The sequence below is a fragment of the Kitasatospora sp. NBC_00315 genome, from assembly GCF_041435095.1.
Classification (GTDB): Bacteria; Actinomycetota; Actinomycetes; order Streptomycetales; family Streptomycetaceae; genus Kitasatospora.
This window is the reverse complement of record NZ_CP108025.1, coordinates 3063261-3083026: the sequence shown is the minus strand read 5'-3', so window position 1 is coordinate 3083026 and position 19766 is coordinate 3063261. Positions and strand designations below refer to the sequence as shown.

Here is a 19766-nt window from a genome sequence, read left to right as displayed (position 1 = left end):
GGCCACGCCGACACACAGAGGTTGCCGTAACCATGCGTCATGACGAAGGAGTCTGTGGTGGGTGCTGACGTACAGCTCGCCTCTGAGGCCGGGTGCCACCTGTTCTCCGGTTGCGGCTTCCCCGCCCCTGGCCTGAACGAGTTCGACTTCAAGCCGATCTTCTCGATCGGCAGCTTCGACTTCACCAAGCCGATGCTGCTGGCGATCATCTGCGCGCTGCTGGTGATCGCCCTCTTCTGGGCCGCGTTCGCCAAGCCGAAGCTGCTTCCGGGCAAGCTCCAGCTGGTCGGCGAGATCGGGTACGACTTCGTCAAGCGCAGCATCGTGCTGGAGACCATCGGCAAAAAGGGCGAGAAGTACGTCCCGATGCTGGTCTCGATGTTCTTCTTCGTGTGGATCATGAACATCATGTCCGTGATCCCGTTCGCCCAGTTCCCGGTGATGTCGCGGATCGCGTACCCGATCGGCCTCGCGGCGATCGTCTGGGTCACGTACATGACGCTGACCTTCAAGAAGCACGGCTTCGTCGGCGGAATGAAGAACCTCTGCTGGCCGTCGGGCATCCCGGGCTGGGTCATGTTCATCCTGGTGCCCATCGAGTTCTTCTCGAACATCTTCGTGCGCCCGTTCACGCTCGCGGTTCGAGCCTTCGCGAACATGTTCGCCGGCCACCTGCTGATCGTGGTCTTCTCGGTCGCCTCCTGGTACCTGCTCAGCCCGAGCATCGGCGCCCTCTACGGGTCGGTCTCGTTCGTGGTCGCCGTCGCGCTGACCGGCTTCGAGCTGCTGGTCCAGTTCCTGCAGGCCTACATCTTCGTGATGCTCGCCAGCAGCTACATCGCCGGTGCCCTCGAAGAGGCGCACTGAGCCCTGCGGCCCCACGGCTGCAACCCCCCTCGTACTCCCGGTGGCCAACCACCACCGGTTCTCCACCCCGCAAAGGACAGCTGAAATGAGCATCCTCGCCGCTGGCGTCACCGGTTCCGTCGCTTCCATCGGCTACGGCCTCGCCGCGATCGGCCCCGGCGTCGGTGTCGGTCTGATCTTCGGCAACGGCGTGCAGGCCATGGCCCGTCAGCCCGAGGCCGCCGGCCTGATCCGCTCCAACATGTTCATCGGCTTCGCGCTGACCGAGGCGCTCGCCCTCATCGGCATCGTCATGCCGTTCGTCTACGGCACCGGCAAGTAATTCCTGTCGCAAGCCCTTTTCGACGAAAGGTTCTGATATGAACCCCGAGGTCTTCCTCGCGGCTGAGGAGCAGATGAACCCGCTCCTCCCCGCATGGCCCGAGGTCATCATCGGCCTGCTCTGCTTCTTCATCGTCTTCGGTCTTCTCGGCAAGAAGCTCCTGCCCAGCATCGAGAAGGTGCTGGCGGACCGCCGGGACGCCATCGAGGGCGGCATGGAGCGGGCCCAGACCGCTCAGGCAGAGGCGCAGGCCCTGCTCGAGCAGTACCGCGCCGAGCTCGCCGAGGCGCGTCACGAGGCCGCTCGGATCACCGAGCAGGCCCGTGAGCAGGGCGCTGCCCTGGTTGCGGAGATGCGCGAGGAGGGCCAGCGTCAGCGCGAGGCCATCGTCGCCGCGGGCCACGCCCAGATCGAGGCCGACAAGAAGCAGGCGACCACCGCTCTGCGTCACGACGTGGGCTCGCTCGCGTCGCAGCTGGCCTCCCGCATCGTCGGCGAGTCCCTGGAGGACTCCGCCCGGCAGAGCGGCGTGATCGACCGTTTCCTGGAGGACCTGGAGGCCAAGGCCGCCGCGTCCACGGCGGCTGCCAAGTGATCGGCGCAAGCCGTGAGGCCCTCGCCGCAGGGCGGAAGAACCTCGACAGCCTGACCGACTCCACCTCGGTGGACTCGTCCGAGGTCGCCGAGGAGCTCGCCGCCGTCACGGTCCTGCTGGACCGCGAGGTTTCGCTTCGCCGGGTGCTGACCGACCCTTCGCGGTCCGGTCAGGACAAGGCCCAGCTGGTCGGCGCGCTGCTGGCCGGCCAGGTCTCGGGCGAGACGCTCGACCTGGTCTCCGGCCTGGTCCGCTCCCGCTGGTCGGGTGCCCGTGACCTGGTGGACGCCATCGAGGAGCTCGCCGCGTACGCCGAGGTCATCGCCGCCGACAAGGCCGGTGCCCTGGACGACGTCGAGGACGAGGTCTTCCGGTTCGGCCGGATCGTCAGTGGCTCGCACGAGCTGCGCAGTGCCCTGACCGAGCCCAAGGCCGGCCCCGCCGCCAAGGGCGAGCTGGTCACCAAGCTGCTCGGCGGCCGGGCCAACGCGGGCACCGTGCGCCTGGTCTCCGGCCTGGTCACCAACCCGCGTGGTCGTAGCCTGGAACAGGGCCTGGAGTCCTACTCCAAGCTCGCCGCGGCCCGGCGCGGTCGTGTGGTGGCCCTGGTCACCAGCGCGGTGCCGCTGTCGGACAGCCAGAAGGAGCGCCTCTCGGGCGCCCTGGGCCGGCTGTACGGGCGCCAGGTCCACCTGAACATCGACGTGGACCCCGAGGTCCGCGGTGGTGTCCGGGTGCAGATCGGTGACGAGATCATCGACGGCACCGTGGCGAGCCGCCTCGAAGGCGCTCGCCAGGCGCTCGAAGGCTGAGCACCGAGCAACATCCGACCCTCGGTCGGGCGCCGGCCCCGCGTGCGGGAGCCGGTACAACGTACGGCCGGTTCGACTACGTCCCGGCCGAGAGTCGACTGCGTCATCCGGGGGGAGACCCCCGGCCCCCGGCCGGTGAACCCGACCGGGGTCGTGACGCGTACCACACTTGCGGCCCTCAATGGCGGGCCGAGGATCGCAAACTAGGAGAGCAGGGAAGCCTGATGGCGGAGCTTACGATCCGTCCGGAGGAAATCCGGGACGCGCTGGCCGACTTTGTCCAGTCGTACCAGCCGGACGCCGCCTCGCGTGAAGAGGTCGGAACGGTCACTGACACGGCGGACGGCATCGCCCACGTCGAGGGCCTGCCCTCGGTGATGGCGAACGAGCTGCTTCGGTTCGAGGACGGGACCCTCGGTCTCGCGCTGAACCTCGACACCCGCGAGATCGGTGTCGTCATCCTCGGCGAGTTCAGCGGCATCGAGGAGGGTCAGACGGTGCACCGCACCGGCGAGGTCCTCTCCGTCCCGGTCGGCGAGGGTTACCTCGGCCGCGTCGTGGACCCGCTGGGCAACCCGATCGACGGCCTGGGCGACATCGTCTCCACCGGCCGTCGCGCCCTGGAGCTGCAGGCCCCGGGCGTCATGGCCCGCAAGTCGGTGCACGAGCCGCTGCAGACCGGCATCAAGGCCATCGACGCGATGACCCCGATCGGCCGCGGCCAGCGCCAGCTGATCATCGGCGACCGCCAGACCGGCAAGACCGCGGTGGCGATCGACGCGATCATCAACCAGCGCGACAACTGGCGCTCCGGCGACCCGCAGAAGCAGGTCCGCTGCGTCTACGTGGCGATCGGCCAGAAGGGCTCCACCATCGCGTCCGTTCGCGGCGCCCTGGAGGAGGCCGGCGCGCTGGAGTACACCACCATCGTGGCCGCTCCCGCCTCCGACCCCGCGGGCTTCAAGTACCTCGCCCCGTACACCGGCTCCGCCATCGGCCAGGAGTGGATGTACGACGGCAAGCACGTCCTGATCATCTTCGACGACCTGTCGAAGCAGGCCGAGGCCTACCGTTCCGTTTCCCTGCTGCTGCGCCGCCCGCCGGGCCGCGAGGCGTACCCGGGCGACGTCTTCTACCTGCACTCCCGCCTGCTGGAGCGTTGCGCGAAGCTCTCGGACGAGCTGGGCGCGGGCTCGATGACCGGTCTGCCGATCATCGAGACCAAGGCCAACGACGTGTCGGCGTACATCCCGACCAACGTCATCTCGATCACCGACGGCCAGTGCTTCCTGGAGTCCGACCTGTTCAACGCCGGCATCCGCCCGGCCGTGAACGTCGGTATCTCGGTCTCCCGTGTCGGTGGCTCCGCGCAGATCAAGCCGATGCGCCAGGTGGCCGGCCGCCTGCGTCTGGACCTGGCCCAGTACCGCGAGCTGGAGGCGTTCGCCGCCTTCGGTTCCGACCTGGACCCGGCCTCCAAGGCCCAGCTGGAGCGCGGTGCGCGCATGGTCGAGCTGCTGAAGCAGGGCCAGTACCAGCCGTTCCCGGTCGAGGAGCAGGTCGTCTCCATCTGGGCCGGCACCACCGGCAAGATGGACGACGTCCCGGTGGCGGACATCCGCCGCTTCGAGCGCGAGTTCCTGGACTTCCTGCGCCTGCAGCACAAGGACCTGCTGCTCGGCATCGTGGAGAACGACAGCAAGATGGGCGACGGCACGCTCGACGCTCTGACCGCTGCCATCACCGCCTTCAAGCAGGGTTTCACCACCGCCGACGGCAAGCTCCTCGGCGAGCAGGCCTGAGTCCGGTAGCGAGGGAAAGGACGTAACGACCCATGGGAGCACAGCTTCGGGTCTACAAGCGCCGGATCCGCTCTGTCACCGCGACGAAGAAGATCACCAAGGCGATGGAGATGATCTCCGCGTCGCGCATCGTCAAGGCGCAGCGCGCGGTGGCCGCCTCCACTCCGTACGCCGATGAACTCACCCGGGCGGTGACGGCGGTGGCCACCCGGTCCAACGCCAAGCACCCGCTCACCACCGAGAACCCGTCGGCGTCCCGCGCCGCGGTCCTGCTGATCACGGCGGACCGCGGTCTGGCCGGCGGCTACTCGACCAACGCCATCAAGCAGGCGACCGCTCTCTCCGAGCGGCTGCGTGCCGAGGGCAAGGACGTGGTGACGTACATCGTCGGCCGCAAGGGCGTCTCGTACTACAACTTCCGCCACCGTGAGGTCGCGGCGTCGTGGACGGGCTTCTCGGACAAGCCGACGTACGGCGATGCCAAGACGGTCGCGAGCGAGCTCATCGAGGCGTTCACGGCGGAGACCGGCGGGGTGGACGAGCTCCACCTGGTCTCCACCGAGTTCGAGTCGATGCTGACGCAGACCGCCGTCGACGCCCGGCTGCTGCCGCTGAAGCTGGACGACGTCCAGCTCAGTGACAACCGTCCGGCCAAGGCGGAGATCTTCCCGCTGTACGACTTCGAGCCGTCGGCCGAAGGCGTCCTCGACGCCCTGCTGCCGCGGTACGTCGAGAGCCGGATCTACAACGCGCTGCTGCAGTCCGCCGCTTCGGAGCACGCCGCCCGGCGTCGTGCGATGAAGTCGGCGACCGACAACGCGGAAGACCTCATCAAGGCGCTCACGCGGCTTGCCAACTCGGCCCGACAGGCCGAGATCACCCAGGAAATCAGCGAGATCATCGGCGGCGCCAATGCCCTCGCCGACGCTAACGCGGGGAGTGAATAAGACATGACCACCACTGTTGAGCCGACCACGGCGACGGGCCGCGTCGCGCGGGTCATCGGCCCGGTCGTCGACGTGGAGTTCCCCGTCGACGCGATTCCGAACATGTACAACGCGCTGAAGCTGGACGTCGCCGGGACCGACGGCACCGTCAAGACCCTGACGCTGGAGGTCGCGCAGCACCTCGGCGACGGTCTGGTCCGCGGCATCTCGATGCAGCAGACCGACGGCGTCGTGCGCGGCACCGAGGTCCGGAACACCGGCCGTGCCATCGAGGTCCCGGTCGGCCAGATCACCAAGGGCAAGGTCTTCAACGCCCTCGGCGAGGTCCTGAACGTCGACGCGGCCGAGTTCGAGTCCCAGGTGGAGGTCCGCTGGCCGATCCACCGCAAGGCCCCGAACTTCTCCGAGCTCGAGTCGAAGACCGAGATGTTCGAGACCGGCATCAAGGTCATCGACCTGCTCACCCCGTACGTTCAGGGTGGCAAGATCGGTCTGTTCGGTGGTGCCGGTGTCGGCAAGACCGTTCTGATCCAGGAGATGATCTACCGCGTCGCCGAGAACTTCGGTGGTGTCTCCGTGTTCGCCGGTGTCGGCGAGCGCACCCGTGAGGGCAACGACCTCATCGAAGAGATGGTCGACTCGGGCGTTCTGGACAAGACCGCGCTGGTCTTCGGCCAGATGGACGAGCCGCCGGGCACCCGCCTGCGCGTCGCCCTGTCCGCCCTGACGATGGCGGAGTACTTCCGCGACGTCGAGCAGCAGGACGTTCTGCTCTTCATCGACAACATCTTCCGGTTCACCCAGGCCGGTTCCGAGGTGTCGACCCTGCTCGGCCGGATGCCCTCCGCGGTGGGCTACCAGCCGAACCTGGCCGACGAGATGGGCCTCCTCCAGGAGCGCATCACCTCGACCCGCGGTCACTCGATCACCTCGATGCAGGCGATCTACGTCCCCGCGGACGACCTGACCGACCCGGCGCCGGCCACCACCTTCGCCCACCTCGACGCGACGACGGTTCTCTCCCGTCCGATCTCCGAGAAGGGCATCTACCCGGCCGTCGACCCGCTGGACTCCACGTCCCGCATCCTGGACCCGCGCTACATCGCGCTGGACCACTACGACACGGCCATCCGCGTCAAGGGGATCCTGCAGAAGTACAAGGACCTCCAGGACATCATCGCGATCCTCGGTATCGACGAGCTGGGCGAGGAGGACAAGCTCACCGTCCACCGTGCCCGCCGGATCGAGCGCTTCCTCTCGCAGAACACCTACGTGGCGAAGCAGTTCACCGGTGTCGAGGGTTCGACCGTGCCGCTGTCGGAGACCATCGAGGCCTTCAACGCGATCGCGGACGGCAAGTACGACTCCGTCCCCGAGCAGGCCTTCTTCATGTGCGGTGGCATCGAGGACCTCGAGAAGAACGCCGCGGAGCTGGCGAAGAAGTAACCGCGACCGCGAGGTGGCAGCAGAGTGAGCGTGAGGGGTGGCCCCAGAGCCCTGGGGACCACCCCTCACGTCACACTCACTGTGATTCCGGTCATCTCCGTGCCGCCGGTTTCATCTCCGGGGCGCGGGCCCGTTATTCTTACCGAAACTCCCGAGCAATCGGGCGTTGCAAGAGCCTAGGAGCCCACGTTGGCTGAGCTGCACGTCGAGCTGGTCGCAGCCGACCGCAAGGTGTGGTCCGGTGCGGCCACCATCGTTGTCGCCCGTACGGCCTCCGGTGACACCGGTATCATGCCGGGCCACACCCCGGTGCTGAGCGTGCTGGAGTCCGGCCCGGTCACCATCCGGACCACCGACGGCGGCACGGTCATCGCGGCCGTGCACGGCGGTTTCATCTCGTTCGCCGACAACAAGCTGTCTCTGCTCGCGGAGATCGCCGAGCTGGCCGACGAGATCGATGTCAACCGCGCGGAGCGCGCGCTCGAACTCGCCCAGGGCGAGAGCGACGCGCACGCCGAGCGACGCGCCGAGGTCCGCCTCGTCGCGGCAGGCCGCCGCAAGGCCGCCTGAACGTAGCAGGACCGACGGTCCCGGGGACGCGCGAGCGTGACCCCGGGACTGTCGTATCAGTTGGGTAGGACAGTGCGGCCGCTCGGGCAGGGCCGATTCGGGGAACGCAGGCAGCGAGGAGGTCGGTGAGCATGGTCCTCGCCCTTGTGGTGTGCGCGGCGGTCGTGGCGCTCGGTGTGGCGGGACTGGTCGCCTTCGCCGTACGGCGGCGGGTGATCCAGCGCGTCGGCGGAACGTTCGACTGCAGCTACCGGCTCAAAATGCCGGCCGACGCCTCCACGCAGCCCGACCTCGACGAGAACGGCAAACCCACCTCAGCCCCGGTTCCGCAGACCGATGGCAAGGGGTGGGTTTTTGGTATCGGCCGCTACAGCGGCGACTCCATCGAGTGGTTCCGGGTCTTCTCCTACGCCCCCCGCCCCCGCCGGGTCCTGCCGCGCCGTGAGATCGAGGTCCTCGGCCGCCGCTACCCCGAGGGTCAGGAGGAGCTCGCCCTGCTCTCCGGCTCCGTGGTCCTGCGCTGCCTGCACGACGGCGCCCCGCTGGAACTCGCCATGAGCGACGACGCCCTCACCGGGTTCCTCGCCTGGCTGGAGGCGGCCCCCCCGGGGCAGAGAGTCAACGTCGCGTAGCCGGCGGCGCCCCGCCGGCGGCCGGGGCCGCGTCGCGTGCTCCGTGCAGCACCCGGGCCACCGTTCCCGAGGGCCCCGGGCCACTGTTCCCGAGCGTCTCGGGCCTCCGTTCCCGAGGGCCCGGCCGAGGGCGCTGTGATCGGCGTCGCAATCACGGGTGGGCCCGGCCGGGCCTGAGTAGTCTGCTGTCCATGGTCAACCTGACGCGTATCTACACCCGCACCGGCGACGACGGCACCACGGCGCTCGGCGACATGAGCCGGACCACCAAGACCGACCCCCGGCTGATCGCCTACGCGGACACCAACGAGGCGAACGCCGCCATCGGCGTGGCCGTCGCGGCGGGCGCGCTGCCCGAGGACGTCTCGGCGGTGCTGACCCGGGTCCAGAACGACCTGTTCGACGTCGGCGCGGACCTCGCGACCCCGGTGGTCGAGGACCCGAAGTACCCGCCGCTGCGGGTGCTCCAGACGTACATCGACCGGCTGGAGTCGGACTGCGACCACTTCCTGGAGTCGCTGGAGAAGCTGCGCAGCTTCATCCTCCCCGGCGGCACCGCCGGGGCGGCGTACCTGCACCTGGCCTGCACGGTGGTCCGGCGGGCCGAGCGGGCCACCTGGGCGGCGATCGAGGTGCACGGGGAGAGCGTCAATCCGCTGACCGCCAAGTACCTCAACCGGCTCTCCGACCTGTTGTTCATCCTGGCCCGGGCCGCCAACAAGGAGCAGGGCGACGTGCTGTGGGTGCCCGGCGAGAACCGCTGACGGCAGCCGGCGGGGCCGCCGGGGGATGCCGGGCGACCGGTCGCGGCCACCGGTCCGGCCCCGGCCGGCCCGGCCCCGTCGCGAGGGCCCGGCCACTGGGGCCCGGCCGCCCGCCCGCCGGTGCGTCCTCCGCGGTGCCGAATCGGGCCTGCACCCTTCGATGTACGCCGGATCGTCCCTCGGGCGCACGTGCGGGGGCCCGGCGGATGGTGGGATGGAGCCTGTGACCGGACTCAGACTCACCCCGCGCCAGGAGGACCGCGCGATCGCCCTGGCCGGCCTGCTCGGCGGCCTGGTGCTGATCGCCACCGGCGCGTACGACAACGCGGGCCGGGTCCCGGTCTGGGTCGCGGTCCTGCCGCTCTGCGCCATGGCGGGCCTGGAACTGCTGCGGCGCACCCACCCCGTCTGGACGGTCTGCCTGGGCGGCCTGGTCTTCGCCGGAAACATCTTCGCGGGCTCGGTGGTGGCGACCGTCATCCTGTACACCGACCTGCTGTACGCCGCCGTGCTCTACGGGTCCAAGCGGATGTCGCTGATCCTGCACCTCACCGGCGCGGGCTCCACCATCGTGCTGAGCAGCCTGACGGTGCTGTACGGATCGGTGTCCTCGGCGCTGCTGGTGGCCGTGTTCGCCGCGCTGGTGTTCATCGCGCCGGTCTGGACGGCCGACCTGCTGCGCCGGCACCGCGACGAGGCCGACACCGAGCGGCTGCGCGCGCAGCAGACGGCGCTGCTCTCCGAGATGGACCGGCGGGGCGCCGTGGTCGCCGAGCGCGCCCGGATGGCCCGGGAGCTGCACGACGTGATCGCCAACCACCTGTCGGCCATCGCCATCCACGCGACCGGCGCGCAGTCCGTGGCCCGCCGTCAGCAGCGCTCCGAGGAAGACCCGCTGGTCGCGGTGCTCGCGGTCATCCGCGAGAACAGCGTGCAGGGCCTGACCGAGATGCGGCGGATGATCGGCCTGCTGCGCTCCACCGGCGACGCCGAGGCCGAGGAGTCGTACGCCGCGCCGGAGCTGGACGCGGTGGACGCGCTGCTGGAGGCGGTCCGGGCGGCGGGCACGGACGCCGGGCTGGCCTTCGAGGCGTCCGAGGACGGTGAGCGCGGGGAGCTGGCCGTGCCGGTCGAGCTGGCCGCGTACCGGATCGTCCAGGAGTCGCTGACCAACGCGCTGAAGCACGCGGCCCCGGGGACGGTCCGGCTGCGGCTCAGCTACCGGCCGGAGCGGCTGGAGATCCTGGTGGAGAGCCCCTACCGGGCGGACGGCGGCCGGGAGCTGCCCGGCGCCCGGGCCGGACTGGTGGGCATGCGGGAGCGGGCCGCGCTGCTCGGCGGGAGCTTCGAGGCGGGGGAGCGGGACGGCGTATGGAGCGTGCGCGCGGTGCTGCCGCGCGAGTCGGCGTCGGTGGCGAAGGGGAAGGAGAGGCCATGACGGTGCGGATCCTGGTGGCCGAGGACCAGGCGGCGGTGCGGGCCGCCCTGGTGATGATCCTGCGGGCCGAACCGGACATCGAGGTGGTGGGGCAGGCCGCCGACGGCGAGGAGGCGGTGCGCCTGGCGCTGGAGCTGCGGCCCGACGTGGTGCTGATGGACGTCCAGATGCCCCGCCTCGACGGGGTGTCGGCGACCCGCCGGGTGGTGGAGGCGGGAGCGGCCCAGGTGCTGGTGCTCACGACCTTCGACCTCGACGAGTACGTCTACGGGGCGCTGCGGGCCGGCGCGGCCGGCTTCCTGCTCAAGGACCTGGAGGCGGACGCCCTGGTCGAGGGCGTCCGCACGGTGGCGCGCGGGGACGGCATGCTGGCGCCCTCGGTGACCAGGCGGCTGATCGGCACCTTCGCCCGCCCGGGGCGGCCGGTGGGCGCCGAGGCCCGCGAGGCGGTGGGCGGGCTGACGCCGCGCGAGCGGGAGGTGCTGCGCTGCATCGGCGCGGGCCTGTCGAACGGCGAGATCGCGGCCCGGCTGGAGATGGCGGAGGCCACCACCAAGACGCACGTCAGCCGGATCCTGGCCAAGCTCGGTCTGCGCAGCCGGGTCCAGGCGGCCATCCTGGCGCAGGACTTGGGACTCGTCGCGCGGTAGGCGCGGTAGGCGCGGTGGGCGCGGTGGGCGCCGCAGGGGCTGCCGCCGGACGTCGCCCGGAGTGCCGCCTCTCGCTGTCCGGCCCCGTCACCGTCGCTGTCCGGCCCCGTCACCGGCGCTGTCACCGGCTCCGTCACCGGCCCGTCCCGGCCCGGTCGTCGGCGCGGTCGTCAGTCCCGTCGTCCGTCCCGCCGCAGAACGGCCCTGGCGGCCGCCTCGTCGGCGGGCCAGACCATCAGCCGCAGTCCGTCGGCGGTCCGCACCAGGGTGTGGCGCAGGCCGGCCGCGGCGAGCAGGGCGGCCGACCGCCGTGCCTCGGCGGCGTCGGCCGGGTCGCAGACGGCGACCAGCAGTCCGTACTCGTCCGGTCGGCCGGTGCGCGGGCGCCGGGCCACCAGGGAGGTGCCGCTGCCGTACGTCCAGCGCAGCAGCAGGACGAGTACCGCGAGCACGCCGAAACTCAGCAGCAGGAACGCCAGCGTCCGCACGATCGGCCCTCCGGGTAGTGCGCCTCGCCGGGCGCAGATCACACCGGCCAATCTCACCACGGAGCCTGCGGGGGCGTTAGAGTCCGGCGATGAGCGGCGCGGCTCCGGAGGGTCACCCCTGCCCTGGGCCGCCTTCAGGCACTGCCCGGAGCCCACGGGATCCACGAGTTCCCGGTGGGGACGGGCGGACGGACAGCACCCGGGAGAGCAGCCATGAGCAACGTACCCAGCAAGCAGATCGCCGTGATCGGTGCCGGACTGATGGGCGCGGGCATCGCGCAGGTCTCCGCGCAGGCCGGGCACCCGGTGGTGCTGCGCGACGTCACCGACGAGGCCCTGCGGCGCGGCCTGGACGGCATCCGCGCCTCGTTCGACAGGTTCGTCTCGAAGGGGAGGCTCACCCCCGAGGCCGCCGAGGCGGCGCTCGGCCGGATCACCACCACCACCGACCTCGGCGCCGTGTCCGAGGCCGACATCGTGGTCGAGGCCGTGTTCGAGCGTCTGGACGTCAAGGAGGGCGTCTTCCGGGAGCTCGACAAGATCGCCAAGGACGGCGCGGTACTGGCCTCCAACACCTCGGCGATCCCGATCACCCGGATCGCCGCCGCGACCGAGCGGCCCGAATCCGTGGTCGGGGTGCACTTCTTCTCGCCGGTGCCGATGATGAAGCTGGTCGAGCTGGTGCGCGGTTACAAGACGGGCGACCACGCGCTCGCGGTGGCCCGGGAGTTCGCCGAGGGGGTGGGCAAGGAGGTGGTCGTGGTCAACCGCGACGTCGCCGGCTTCGTCACCACCCGCCTGATCACCGCCCTGGTCGTCGAGGCGGCGAAGCTCTTCGAGTCGGGTGTGGCCTCCGCCGAGGACATCGACACCGCCTGCCGGCTCGGCTTCGGTCACCCGATGGGACCGCTGCAGACCGCCGACCTCACCGGCGTCGACATCCTGCTGCACGCCGCCCGCAACATCTACGCCGAGACCCAGGACGAGAAGTTCGCCGCGCCGGAGATCATGGCGCGGATGGTCACGGCGGGGGATCTCGGCCGCAAGAGCGGCCGCGGCTTCTACCCGTACGAGGGCAACTGAGTGACCGCGCCCCGTCCGGGCCGGTGGGTCGGGTGGGTCACGTGGGTCACGTGGGTCGGGCCGGCCGCACATCGTACGGCCTGCCCGGCCCTGGACGGGTGAGTTTCCTCACGCAGCTGCCGCAGACGGGTGATTTGGGCGGTAATCGAGCGTAGGTATGGGGACTTCCTGCGTATATTCCCTCGGACGAGTGAAGTTGCTTCAGATCTGCGCGGTAACAGCAACCTGCGGAGCTGCTTCACCGTCAGATGAGGGGGAGCCCCGGTGCGACCGCCGGGTGCCGGTGTGCGGGGAGGACGCCCGCCCGCCTCCACCCGACCGGACCGCCGCGGCGGCACGGGTCGGACATCGGAGCAGCCGGTCCGGCCGACGGCCGGACACCCGGCGTGCGGCCGGTGTCAGGACGAAGCCCGTGGGCAGGCCTGCGAGCGGAGGAGGAGAGCATGCGCATCATCGGTGACCACACGGCCCTGGCCCTCGAAGGCCACCTCGACGTGCGCAGTGCCGCCGATGCCAGGGTCCGCCTCCACCAGGCCGTCGACGGCGGCCAGGGCGACCTCGTGCTGGACCTCGGCCGTCTGGAGTCCTGGGACGCCACCGGGCTCGGAGTGATCATGGGGACCCACCGCCGGGCCGGCCGGCTCGGCCGCCGGATCGTCCTGCGGGCGGTGCCCGCTCAGCTGCAGCGCCTGCTGGTGGCCACCCGGCTGCACCGCATCCTGGCGGTCGAGGGCGCCGTCTCGGATGCCCGCGGCGCCACCCTGCCCGGCCTCGGCGCGGTGACGCCCCAGCCGCTCGCGGCCCCGCTGCTCTAGGTCCGGCCGCCGGTCTCCGTCCTCCCCCGGCCGGCCCGCTCCCGTCGCATCTGCCCCGTCGGCCCGCCCGCCCCGCGCCCGACCCCGATCCCCGCCCCACAGGGCCCGCCCCGCCCCGCCCGTCCCACCGGTCACGTCCGGTCGGGTCCGGTGACCCCGATCGGTGCCCATCGCGTGCCGATCGGGTGCGCATCGGGTGCGTACGGGCCCGTCGGACCGCCGCGGTGCGCTCCGGTGAGGGGCCGCGCTGCACAGTGGGGCACGAATGTGCGAGAGTCTGCGGTCAGGAGACGGCCACGGGGCCCCGGTCCGCGCCCGTACGGCCTCTCGATGACGTCAGCGCCCCGGCCCGTCGGCGGGTGGCCGAGCATGGGCGGAGCACAACGTGGGACAGCCATCCGGTGAGTTCAGGCAGGAGGGCGCACGCCCGCGTACCGGCGAACTGGTCTCCGGCACCCTGCTGGTGACCATCGGTGCCGCCGAGGGCTCCGAGGCCCGGCCGTGCCCCGAGGAGTGGAAGCCCCGCCCGCGCCGCGCCGAACGGCGCGACCAGACCCGTGGACCGCTCGGCCCCAGCCCCGCCGTCGGCCCGCTGGCCCTCGGTTCGGCCCGCGCCGACCTGCCGCTGCTGGACCGCGAGGCCGATGTCGCCCAACTGCTCGGCAAGCTGGGCGCGGGCCGTTCGGTTCGCCTGGTCGGCCAGGCCGGGTCGGGCCGCAGCGCGCTGCTCTCCGCCGTCGCGGAGGCCGCCGGCGCACTCGCCCCCGACGGTGTCGTCCAGCTCTGCGGCCACCGCCGCACCACGGCCGACCTGCTCCAGGCGCTGTTCGCCGCCACCCACCGCACCCCCGGCTACCGGCCGGATCCGCAGCAGCTCGCCCGGCACCTCGGGAGCGTCGGCGCGATCGTGGTGATCGACGAGGTCGAGTCGGCCGGCGAGGAGTTGGAGAGCCTGCTGGCGGCCGCCCCGGACTGCGCCTTCCTGCTCTCGGTCGCCCCCGACAGCCCGGCCCTCGCGCTGGACTCCCGGCTGGAGGACCACCTGGTGGCGGGCCTGTCCCGGGCCGCCTGCCTGGCGCTGACCTCCCGGCTGGCCGGCCGGGTGCTGGACGACACCGAGCGGGCCTGGGCGGTGGACCTCTGGTTCGAGTCCGAGGGGCTGCCGCTGCGCTTCGTCCAGGCGGCCGCGCTGCTGCGCCAGCGGGACGTCGCGGTGGACGCCCTGGTCGCCGCGGAGGAGGACCGCCGGGGCGTCTTCGGAGCGGTCGAGCACCCCGTCGTGGACGAGGACCCGATGGTCCGCGAGGCCGAACTGCGGCGTACCGTCCCGTTGCCGACGGTCGCCGAGAGCGCCGCTCCCGCGCTGCGGCTGGCGGAGGGTCTCAGCGAACCGGCGCAGGCCGTGCTACGCCTCGCGGTGGCCCTGGGCGGCGAGTGCCCCACCGCGCCCCACCTGCCCGCGCTGATCGACGTGGGCCAGGGCGAGAGCGCCCTGCACGAGCTGGCCGACTGCGGCCTCGCGGTCTCCATCGGCGGCCACCACCGGCTCACCGCAGGTGCGTTGGAGCTCCTGGAGCCGCACTGGCCGACGGCCGGCAGCACCAACGGCGCGGCCACCCACTTCGCCTGGTGGGTCGGTCACTCCTCGGTCGGCACCGAACAGATCGCCGCCGAGGCCGAGGTGGTGATCGGTGCGATGCTCGCCGACCGCGAGGCCGGCCGGCCCGAGGCCGTCCTGCGGCTCGCCCGGGCGGCCGCGCCGGCCCTCGCGCTGGCCCTGCGCTGGGGGGCCTGGGAGCGTGCCCTGCAGCTCGGGCTGGAGGCCGCCCGCGCGCTGGCCTCCGGTACGGACGAGGCATGGTTCCACCACGAGTTGGGCGTGCACGCGCTGTGCGTCGGCGCCTCCCAGCGGGCCGTCGCGGAGCTGGAGGCGGCGCTCGCCCTGCGGACCGCGCTCGGCGAGCCGCGCGGCAGTGCGCCCGTCCGCCGGATGCTGGACCTCCTGCGTGACGAGACCCGTCAGCTCCCGATGCTCGACAAGGCCGTTCCCACCAGCGGACGCCGGCCCGTCATCCGGGCCATCGCCACCCACGTGCCCTGGCGGTTCGGGGTGCTCCCGGGCGCGCGCGGCCGCCGCAGCCGGGCCGTGCTCGCCGCGTCGGCCGCCGTGCTCGCGCTCGGCGTGCTGGGTACGGCGGTCGGACTGAGCGTGGCCGGGCAGGACGCGAGCGGGACGCCGACCCACAACGGCACCATGGACGGCGACAGCGGCGTCAGCGGCGATCTCGTCCTGCCGAGCCCGAGCGGCGAGCCCTCGGACACCGACAGCGCCTCGGCCGGCGACAGCGCCGCCGCCTCGCCGTCACCGTCGGGCAGCAGCAGCGCGGTCACGGCCCCTTCGGGCTCGCCGTCGGCCTCCGCCTCACCGAAGAAGGCGACGAAGTCGCCGAGCGCGAGCCCGGTCGCCCCGTCGTCGGGGTCCGCCTCCCGGCCGCCGGTCGTGCCGTCGCCGAGCAGTCCGCCCCCGCCGTCGCCGTCCCCCTCGGCCTCGCCGTCGCCGAGCGCGTCGGCCAGCCCTTCGGCCACGGCCAGCGCGAGCGGCACCCCCTAGCGTCCGAGGACCACCGTCGGCAGCAGCCGAGGATCACCGTCGGCAGCGCCGGTCGGTGCCGACGGGTCAGAACAGCTTCAGCTTGTCGTCGTCGATGCCGCGCAGCTCGTTGTAGTCCAGCACCACGCAGCCGATGCCCCGGTCGGTGGCCAGCACGCGGGCCTGGGGCTTGATCTCCTGCGCGGCGAAGACGCCCTTGACCGGGGCGAGCAGCGGGTCGCGGTTGAGGAGTTCCAGGTAGCGGGTGAGCTGCTCGACACCGTCGATCTCGCCGCGCCGCTTGATCTCCACGGCGACCGTGGCGCCGTCGGAGTCGCGGCAGAGGATGTCGACGGGGCCGATCGCGGTCGGGTACTCGCGGCGGATCAGGGACCAGCCGCTGCCGAGCACCTCCATCCGGTCGGCCAGCAGCTCCTGCAGGTGCGCCTCGACGCCGTCCTTGATGAGTCCGGGATCCACCCCGAGCTCGTGCGAGGAGTCGTGGAGCACCTCCTCCAGCGTGATGATCAGCTTCTCGCCGGCCTTGTTCATGACCGTCCAGATGCCGTCGGTCTCCTTGAGGGAGCACGGCGGTGACATCCAGTTGAGCGGCTTGTAGGCGCGGTCGTCGGCGTGGATGCTGACGCTCCCGTCGGCCTTGAGGATCAACAGACGCACGGCGGAGGGCAGATGAGCAGCGAGCCGGCCCGCGTAGTCCACGGTGCACTTGGCGATGACGAGACGCATGGGCACTAGCCTACGGCCCCGGAGAGGCCGCCCCGCCCGCGCGCCGGAGCGGCCGTGCGGGCGGGGCGGGCCGGCAGGCGGGGTCAGCCGCGGAACAGGTTGTGGCCCACGTCGGACGGGACCGTGTCCTGCGTCGGCGTGCTGTCCGGTCCGGGCACGTGCTCCCCGGGGACGGGCCGGGTGCTCTCACGGTGGAGCAGGACGACGCCGTCCTCGGCCCAGATCTGCCGGTACCCGTTGGCCAGCAGCAGCTGGATCCGCTCGGCCTGCTCCCGGTCGGTGGCGAACGGGAAGGACCGCTTGTCCGCCCGGGTGAGCACGTACTCGCGGCCGCGCGGGGTCCCGTCCACCAGGACGACGTCGGTTCTGGCCGTCAGCCGGGGCGCGATCTGGTTGTCCGCCTCGACCGAGGCGCCGTCCGGAATCAGCGCGGCCGCCCGGACCAGCGCCGCCTCGCTCACCCTGGGCTGCCAGTGGGCCGGTACCGCCAGCGAGGCCAGGCCGAGCGGGAGGGCGGCCGCCAGGGTGACGCCGGCGGCGGCGAGACCCAGGGCGCGGGTCCGCCGGGCCCCGCGGTCGGTGCGGCCGGCCGCGCTGTGCCGCCCGACGACCTCGATCACGGCGGTCAGCAGGACCGGCCACAGGAAGGCGTCGTAGTGGCGGGCGATCGACCAGTGGTTGGGGTTGGTCGACAGGATCCGCTCGGCCAGCAGCGGCACCGCGCACAGCACGGTGGCCGACCGCAGCGGCAGCAGGAACAGGGTGCCGAACAGCCAGAGCAGCAGCAGCGGCTTGAGCGGCTGGTCGAAGGCGGCGCCGACCAGCAGCAGCGGGTCCCCGAGCAGACGGTGCAGGGCGCCGCCGGCGTCCGGACCGAGCGACTGGTAGTTCCAGTAGTAGCCGGGCACGCCGCCCATCGCCGGGATCAGCCAGGTGATGGCCACCGCCGAGACGAGCGGCCCGCCGACCAGCAGTGCGGCGCCGGTCAGACGGCCGGCGCGGTCCCCGGACCGCCGGGAGCGCAGCAGCAGGACCAGCCCGTACGCGCCCACCATCAGCCCGAGGTCCTCCTTGGTGCAGCTGAGGAGGAGCGCGGCGAGCACCGCGGCGGTGTACCTGCGGGCCATGCCGCGTTCCAGCATCAGCAGGGTGAGCGGCACCGCGAAGGCGACCTCGTGGAAGCCCACCCTGGCGGCGACCAGCAGCGGCCAGCCGAGGGCGTGGGCCAGGCCGGCGAGGTCGGCGGCGCGCCGGGCGGTCCGCGGGTCGGCCTCGGCGAAGCAGCGCGCGGTGATCCGCCGGATCAGCGGGACACCGGCCGCGAACAGCAGCGCCTGGCCGACGATCAGCGACCGGGGGTCGTCCCGGATCCAGTACAGCGGGGCGAGCAGGGCCAGCACGGGCGAGAAGTGGTCGCCGAGCAGCGAGAAGCCGGGCGGGAACTCGTGGTGATAGCTCTTCAGCGAAGAGAGCGGCAGCCCGAAGTGCGCGTACCCGCGCACGCCCTGGTCGAAGATGCCGAGGTCGAAGCCGCCCAGCGAGACCGAGTACCAGCCCTGCAGGCCGATGGCGCAGGCGACGGCGAAGCACAGCGCGCTCAGCAGCAGCGTCCGCGCCCGGGTGCCGAGCGCCGCCGCCGTGCGTCCGCGGACGTCGGCGGGGGCTCCGGCGAGGGCGGGCCCGGCAGCGGTGGGAGTCGTCACGTCAGGCCTGTTCCATCAGGGAGGCGTCGCGCTCCAGCTCGGCGAGCCGGAGCATCCGGTCCATCTCGTCGTCGGCGGCCCGGCGCGAGCGGCGGAGCAGACGGACGCCCGTCACCAGCAGGACGACGATCCCCAGCGGCGCGTACAGGGAGGAGGGCAGCTGCCAGTACCAGACGATGCCCTGGCCCCAGCTGTGCGGCACCAGCCACATGGCGTACGAGAGGAACACGGCCAGCGACAGCCCGAGGAGCAGCCGCCGGGGCCGGTCCTGGGCCTCCGCGGCGAGCAGGACCAGCAGCGGCACGCACCACACCCAGTGGTGGGTCCAGCTGATCGGCGAGATGAGCAGCGCGGTCAGCGCGGTGCACACGGTGCCCCAGGCCTCGGCCCGGCGCAGCACCCGCTCGGAGCGTCCGGCCGCGACCGCCACCGTGAGACCGAGCAGTCCCACCACCGCGCCGGCGGCCAGTCCGGCCGCCCCCGGGTTGTTGGTGCTGAGCAGTCGGGCGACCGCTCCGCGCACCGACTGGTTGTCGACGAGTTCGACCACACCGACCCGGCGGGAGTCCCAGAGGTACCTGGTCCAGAAGTCGTAGGAGGCCCCGGGCAGCGCCAGCGCGCCGATCAGGGTGGCGGCGAGGAAGGCCGCGCCGGAGACCACGGCCGCTCTGATCCGGCCGGTGAGCAGCAGGTACACCGCGAACAGGCCCGGTGTGATCTTGATGGCGGCGGCCAGGCCGATACCCATGCCCTTGGCCCGGCTGCTGTCCGGGCGGGTGAGGTCCCACAGCACCAGGCAGGCGATGCCGAGGTTGACCTGCCCGTACTGGAGGGTGGTGTAGACGGGCTCCAGCCAGACCCCGAAACCGGTGACCAGCAGGACTGCGGCCGGTCGCAGCCGCCGCTCCGGCCAGCCGGCCAGCCGGAAGGAGAGATGGGCCAGCAGGGCGAGCAGCGCGATGTTGACGAGCATCACCAGCATCCGCAGCGTGCTGATCTCGAACCAGGTGCTGGGGACGAAGAGCATCGCGGCGAACGGCGGGTAGGTGGCGGGCAGGTCCCAGCCGGGGAGCCGCATGGCGTACAGGTCGCCGCCGGTCACCACGGCCGCACCCTCGGCCCGGTAGACCAGCATGTCGACCATCGAGACCTGCTGGAAGTGCCGCAGGACCGCGAAGACCACCAGGGAGATCAACGCCACGCAGCCGGCCAGGGCGGTCGCCTGTTCTCGGGGGGCCGGTGACGCGCCGGGACGCCCGTCCGGGCCGTCCGATCGCATCCGCCGCCTTCGATTCAACACGCGCACCGTTATCGCAACCCCCGTGAGCCAGGCCGAACCGATTCTCGACATCCGGATCCGAACACGATAACCGACCTCTTCTGAGCGCCTCGGACCCCCACGGGCGGGCTGGGCCGCTTGGCCGTGCCGGGCCCCGGAGGGGAGCCCGGCACGGGTTCCCGGCGCGTCCGCCGGTCCGGGCGCCGGGGGCCGGGA

General features: G+C 72.0%; 19 protein-coding genes. 15 read left to right on the top strand and 4 right to left on the bottom strand.

Annotated elements, in window-relative coordinates:
- The first annotated feature begins 39 nt into the window (after window positions 1-39).
- The 12 genes from atpB (at window position 40) to OG823_RS12230 (ending at window position 10845) form a co-directional block, all read left to right on the top strand.
- Entirely contained in the window at window positions 40-867 is an 828-nt protein-coding gene (gene atpB, locus OG823_RS12285; RefSeq protein WP_371479524.1) for a F0F1 ATP synthase subunit A, read from the top strand.
- An 85-nt stretch (window positions 868-952) separates the two neighbouring features.
- Complete coding sequence (gene atpE / locus OG823_RS12280; RefSeq protein ID WP_371479523.1) at window positions 953-1189, top strand: ATP synthase F0 subunit C; 237 nt, start codon at window positions 953-955, stop codon at window positions 1187-1189.
- A gap of 37 nt (window positions 1190-1226) precedes the next feature.
- On the top strand, window positions 1227-1784 hold the full coding sequence (locus OG823_RS12275) for a F0F1 ATP synthase subunit B (RefSeq protein ID WP_371479522.1): 558 nt from the start codon (window positions 1227-1229) through the stop codon (window positions 1782-1784).
- Window positions 1781-2596: a F0F1 ATP synthase subunit delta gene (locus tag OG823_RS12270; RefSeq protein ID WP_371479521.1), complete on the top strand. Its 816-nt coding sequence runs from the start codon at window positions 1781-1783 to the stop codon at window positions 2594-2596. Before OG823_RS12275 ends, OG823_RS12270 begins: the two co-directional genes overlap by 4 nt.
- A gap of 224 nt (window positions 2597-2820) precedes the next feature.
- Entirely contained in the window at window positions 2821-4398 is a 1578-nt protein-coding gene (gene atpA, locus OG823_RS12265) for a F0F1 ATP synthase subunit alpha (RefSeq protein ID WP_371479520.1), read from the top strand.
- A 32-nt stretch (window positions 4399-4430) separates the two neighbouring features.
- A complete protein-coding gene (locus tag OG823_RS12260; RefSeq protein ID WP_371479519.1) occupies window positions 4431-5345 on the top strand; it encodes a F0F1 ATP synthase subunit gamma in 915 nt (304 codons plus the stop codon).
- 3 nt (window positions 5346-5348) lie between these two features.
- Window positions 5349-6791, top strand: a complete 1443-nt coding sequence (gene atpD, locus OG823_RS12255; RefSeq protein WP_371479518.1) for a F0F1 ATP synthase subunit beta — start codon at window positions 5349-5351, stop codon at window positions 6789-6791.
- A 189-nt stretch (window positions 6792-6980) separates the two neighbouring features.
- The gene (locus OG823_RS12250) at window positions 6981-7361 is read left to right on the top strand and encodes a F0F1 ATP synthase subunit epsilon (protein WP_371479517.1); all 381 of its coding nucleotides are present in this window, start codon (window positions 6981-6983) and stop codon (window positions 7359-7361) included.
- A gap of 131 nt (window positions 7362-7492) precedes the next feature.
- A complete protein-coding gene (locus OG823_RS12245; protein ID WP_371479516.1) occupies window positions 7493-7993 on the top strand; it encodes a DUF2550 domain-containing protein in 501 nt (166 codons plus the stop codon).
- Window positions 7994-8184: 191 nt separating this feature from the next.
- Window positions 8185-8757: a cob(I)yrinic acid a,c-diamide adenosyltransferase gene (locus OG823_RS12240; protein ID WP_371479515.1), complete on the top strand. Its 573-nt coding sequence runs from the start codon at window positions 8185-8187 to the stop codon at window positions 8755-8757.
- Between the two features lie 214 nt (window positions 8758-8971).
- Complete coding sequence (locus OG823_RS12235) at window positions 8972-10195, top strand: sensor histidine kinase (protein ID WP_371479514.1); 1224 nt, start codon at window positions 8972-8974, stop codon at window positions 10193-10195.
- On the top strand, window positions 10192-10845 hold the full coding sequence (locus OG823_RS12230; protein ID WP_371479513.1) for a response regulator: 654 nt from the start codon (window positions 10192-10194) through the stop codon (window positions 10843-10845). The genes OG823_RS12235 and OG823_RS12230 overlap by 4 nt, the downstream gene beginning before the upstream one ends.
- Before the next feature lie 170 nt (window positions 10846-11015).
- Here the strand turns inward: OG823_RS12230 and OG823_RS12225 are convergent, their stop codons facing one another.
- Window positions 11016-11333 carry a hypothetical protein gene (locus tag OG823_RS12225; RefSeq protein ID WP_371479512.1) on the bottom strand — a complete coding sequence of 106 codons (318 nt, stop codon included), beginning with the start codon at window positions 11331-11333 and terminating at the stop codon, window positions 11016-11018.
- 213 nt (window positions 11334-11546) lie between these two features.
- Here OG823_RS12225 and OG823_RS12220 point away from each other — a divergent pair, with 213 nt between their 5' ends.
- From OG823_RS12220 to OG823_RS12210, 3 genes are all read left to right on the top strand, one after another.
- The gene (locus tag OG823_RS12220; protein ID WP_371479511.1) at window positions 11547-12416 is read left to right on the top strand and encodes a 3-hydroxyacyl-CoA dehydrogenase family protein; all 870 of its coding nucleotides are present in this window, start codon (window positions 11547-11549) and stop codon (window positions 12414-12416) included.
- A gap of 443 nt (window positions 12417-12859) precedes the next feature.
- The gene (locus OG823_RS12215) at window positions 12860-13231 is read left to right on the top strand and encodes an STAS domain-containing protein (protein ID WP_371479510.1); all 372 of its coding nucleotides are present in this window, start codon (window positions 12860-12862) and stop codon (window positions 13229-13231) included.
- Between the two features lie 385 nt (window positions 13232-13616).
- A complete protein-coding gene (locus OG823_RS12210; RefSeq protein ID WP_371479509.1) occupies window positions 13617-15842 on the top strand; it encodes an ATP-binding protein in 2226 nt (741 codons plus the stop codon).
- 66 nt (window positions 15843-15908) lie between these two features.
- On the opposite strand, the gene nucS is transcribed toward OG823_RS12210, so the two are convergent.
- From nucS to OG823_RS12195, 3 genes are all read right to left on the bottom strand, one after another.
- Complete coding sequence (gene nucS, locus OG823_RS12205; protein WP_371479508.1) at window positions 15909-16568, bottom strand: endonuclease NucS; 660 nt, start codon at window positions 16566-16568, stop codon at window positions 15909-15911.
- A gap of 83 nt (window positions 16569-16651) precedes the next feature.
- Window positions 16652-18271, bottom strand: coding sequence for a DUF2079 domain-containing protein (locus tag OG823_RS12200; protein WP_371479507.1), 1620 nt, complete (start codon window positions 18269-18271; stop codon window positions 16652-16654).
- A gap of 1 nt (window position 18272) precedes the next feature.
- Window positions 18273-19472: a glycosyltransferase 87 family protein gene (locus OG823_RS12195; protein WP_371479506.1), complete on the bottom strand. Its 1200-nt coding sequence runs from the start codon at window positions 19470-19472 to the stop codon at window positions 18273-18275.
- Window positions 19473-19766: the final 294 nt, after the last annotated feature.

Coding starts and splice junctions, on each gene's coding strand:
- OG823_RS12235 (WP_371479514.1), top strand. CDS start 8,972: ATGGAGCCTGTGACCGGACTCAGACTCACCCCGCGCCAGGAGGACCGC.
- OG823_RS12215 (WP_371479510.1), top strand. CDS start 12,860: ATGCGCATCATCGGTGACCACACGGCCCTGGCCCTCGAAGGCCACCTC.
- nucS (WP_371479508.1), bottom strand. CDS start 16,568: ATGCGTCTCGTCATCGCCAAGTGCACCGTGGACTACGCGGGCCGGCTC.
- atpB (WP_371479524.1), top strand. CDS start 40: ATGACGAAGGAGTCTGTGGTGGGTGCTGACGTACAGCTCGCCTCTGAG.
- OG823_RS12260 (WP_371479519.1), top strand. CDS start 4,431: ATGGGAGCACAGCTTCGGGTCTACAAGCGCCGGATCCGCTCTGTCACC.
- OG823_RS12220 (WP_371479511.1), top strand. CDS start 11,547: ATGAGCAACGTACCCAGCAAGCAGATCGCCGTGATCGGTGCCGGACTG.
- OG823_RS12245 (WP_371479516.1), top strand. CDS start 7,493: ATGGTCCTCGCCCTTGTGGTGTGCGCGGCGGTCGTGGCGCTCGGTGTG.
- atpD (WP_371479518.1), top strand. CDS start 5,349: ATGACCACCACTGTTGAGCCGACCACGGCGACGGGCCGCGTCGCGCGG.
- OG823_RS12275 (WP_371479522.1), top strand. CDS start 1,227: ATGAACCCCGAGGTCTTCCTCGCGGCTGAGGAGCAGATGAACCCGCTC.
- OG823_RS12240 (WP_371479515.1), top strand. CDS start 8,185: ATGGTCAACCTGACGCGTATCTACACCCGCACCGGCGACGACGGCACC.
- atpE (WP_371479523.1), top strand. CDS start 953: ATGAGCATCCTCGCCGCTGGCGTCACCGGTTCCGTCGCTTCCATCGGC.
- atpA (WP_371479520.1), top strand. CDS start 2,821: ATGGCGGAGCTTACGATCCGTCCGGAGGAAATCCGGGACGCGCTGGCC.
- OG823_RS12230 (WP_371479513.1), top strand. CDS start 10,192: ATGACGGTGCGGATCCTGGTGGCCGAGGACCAGGCGGCGGTGCGGGCC.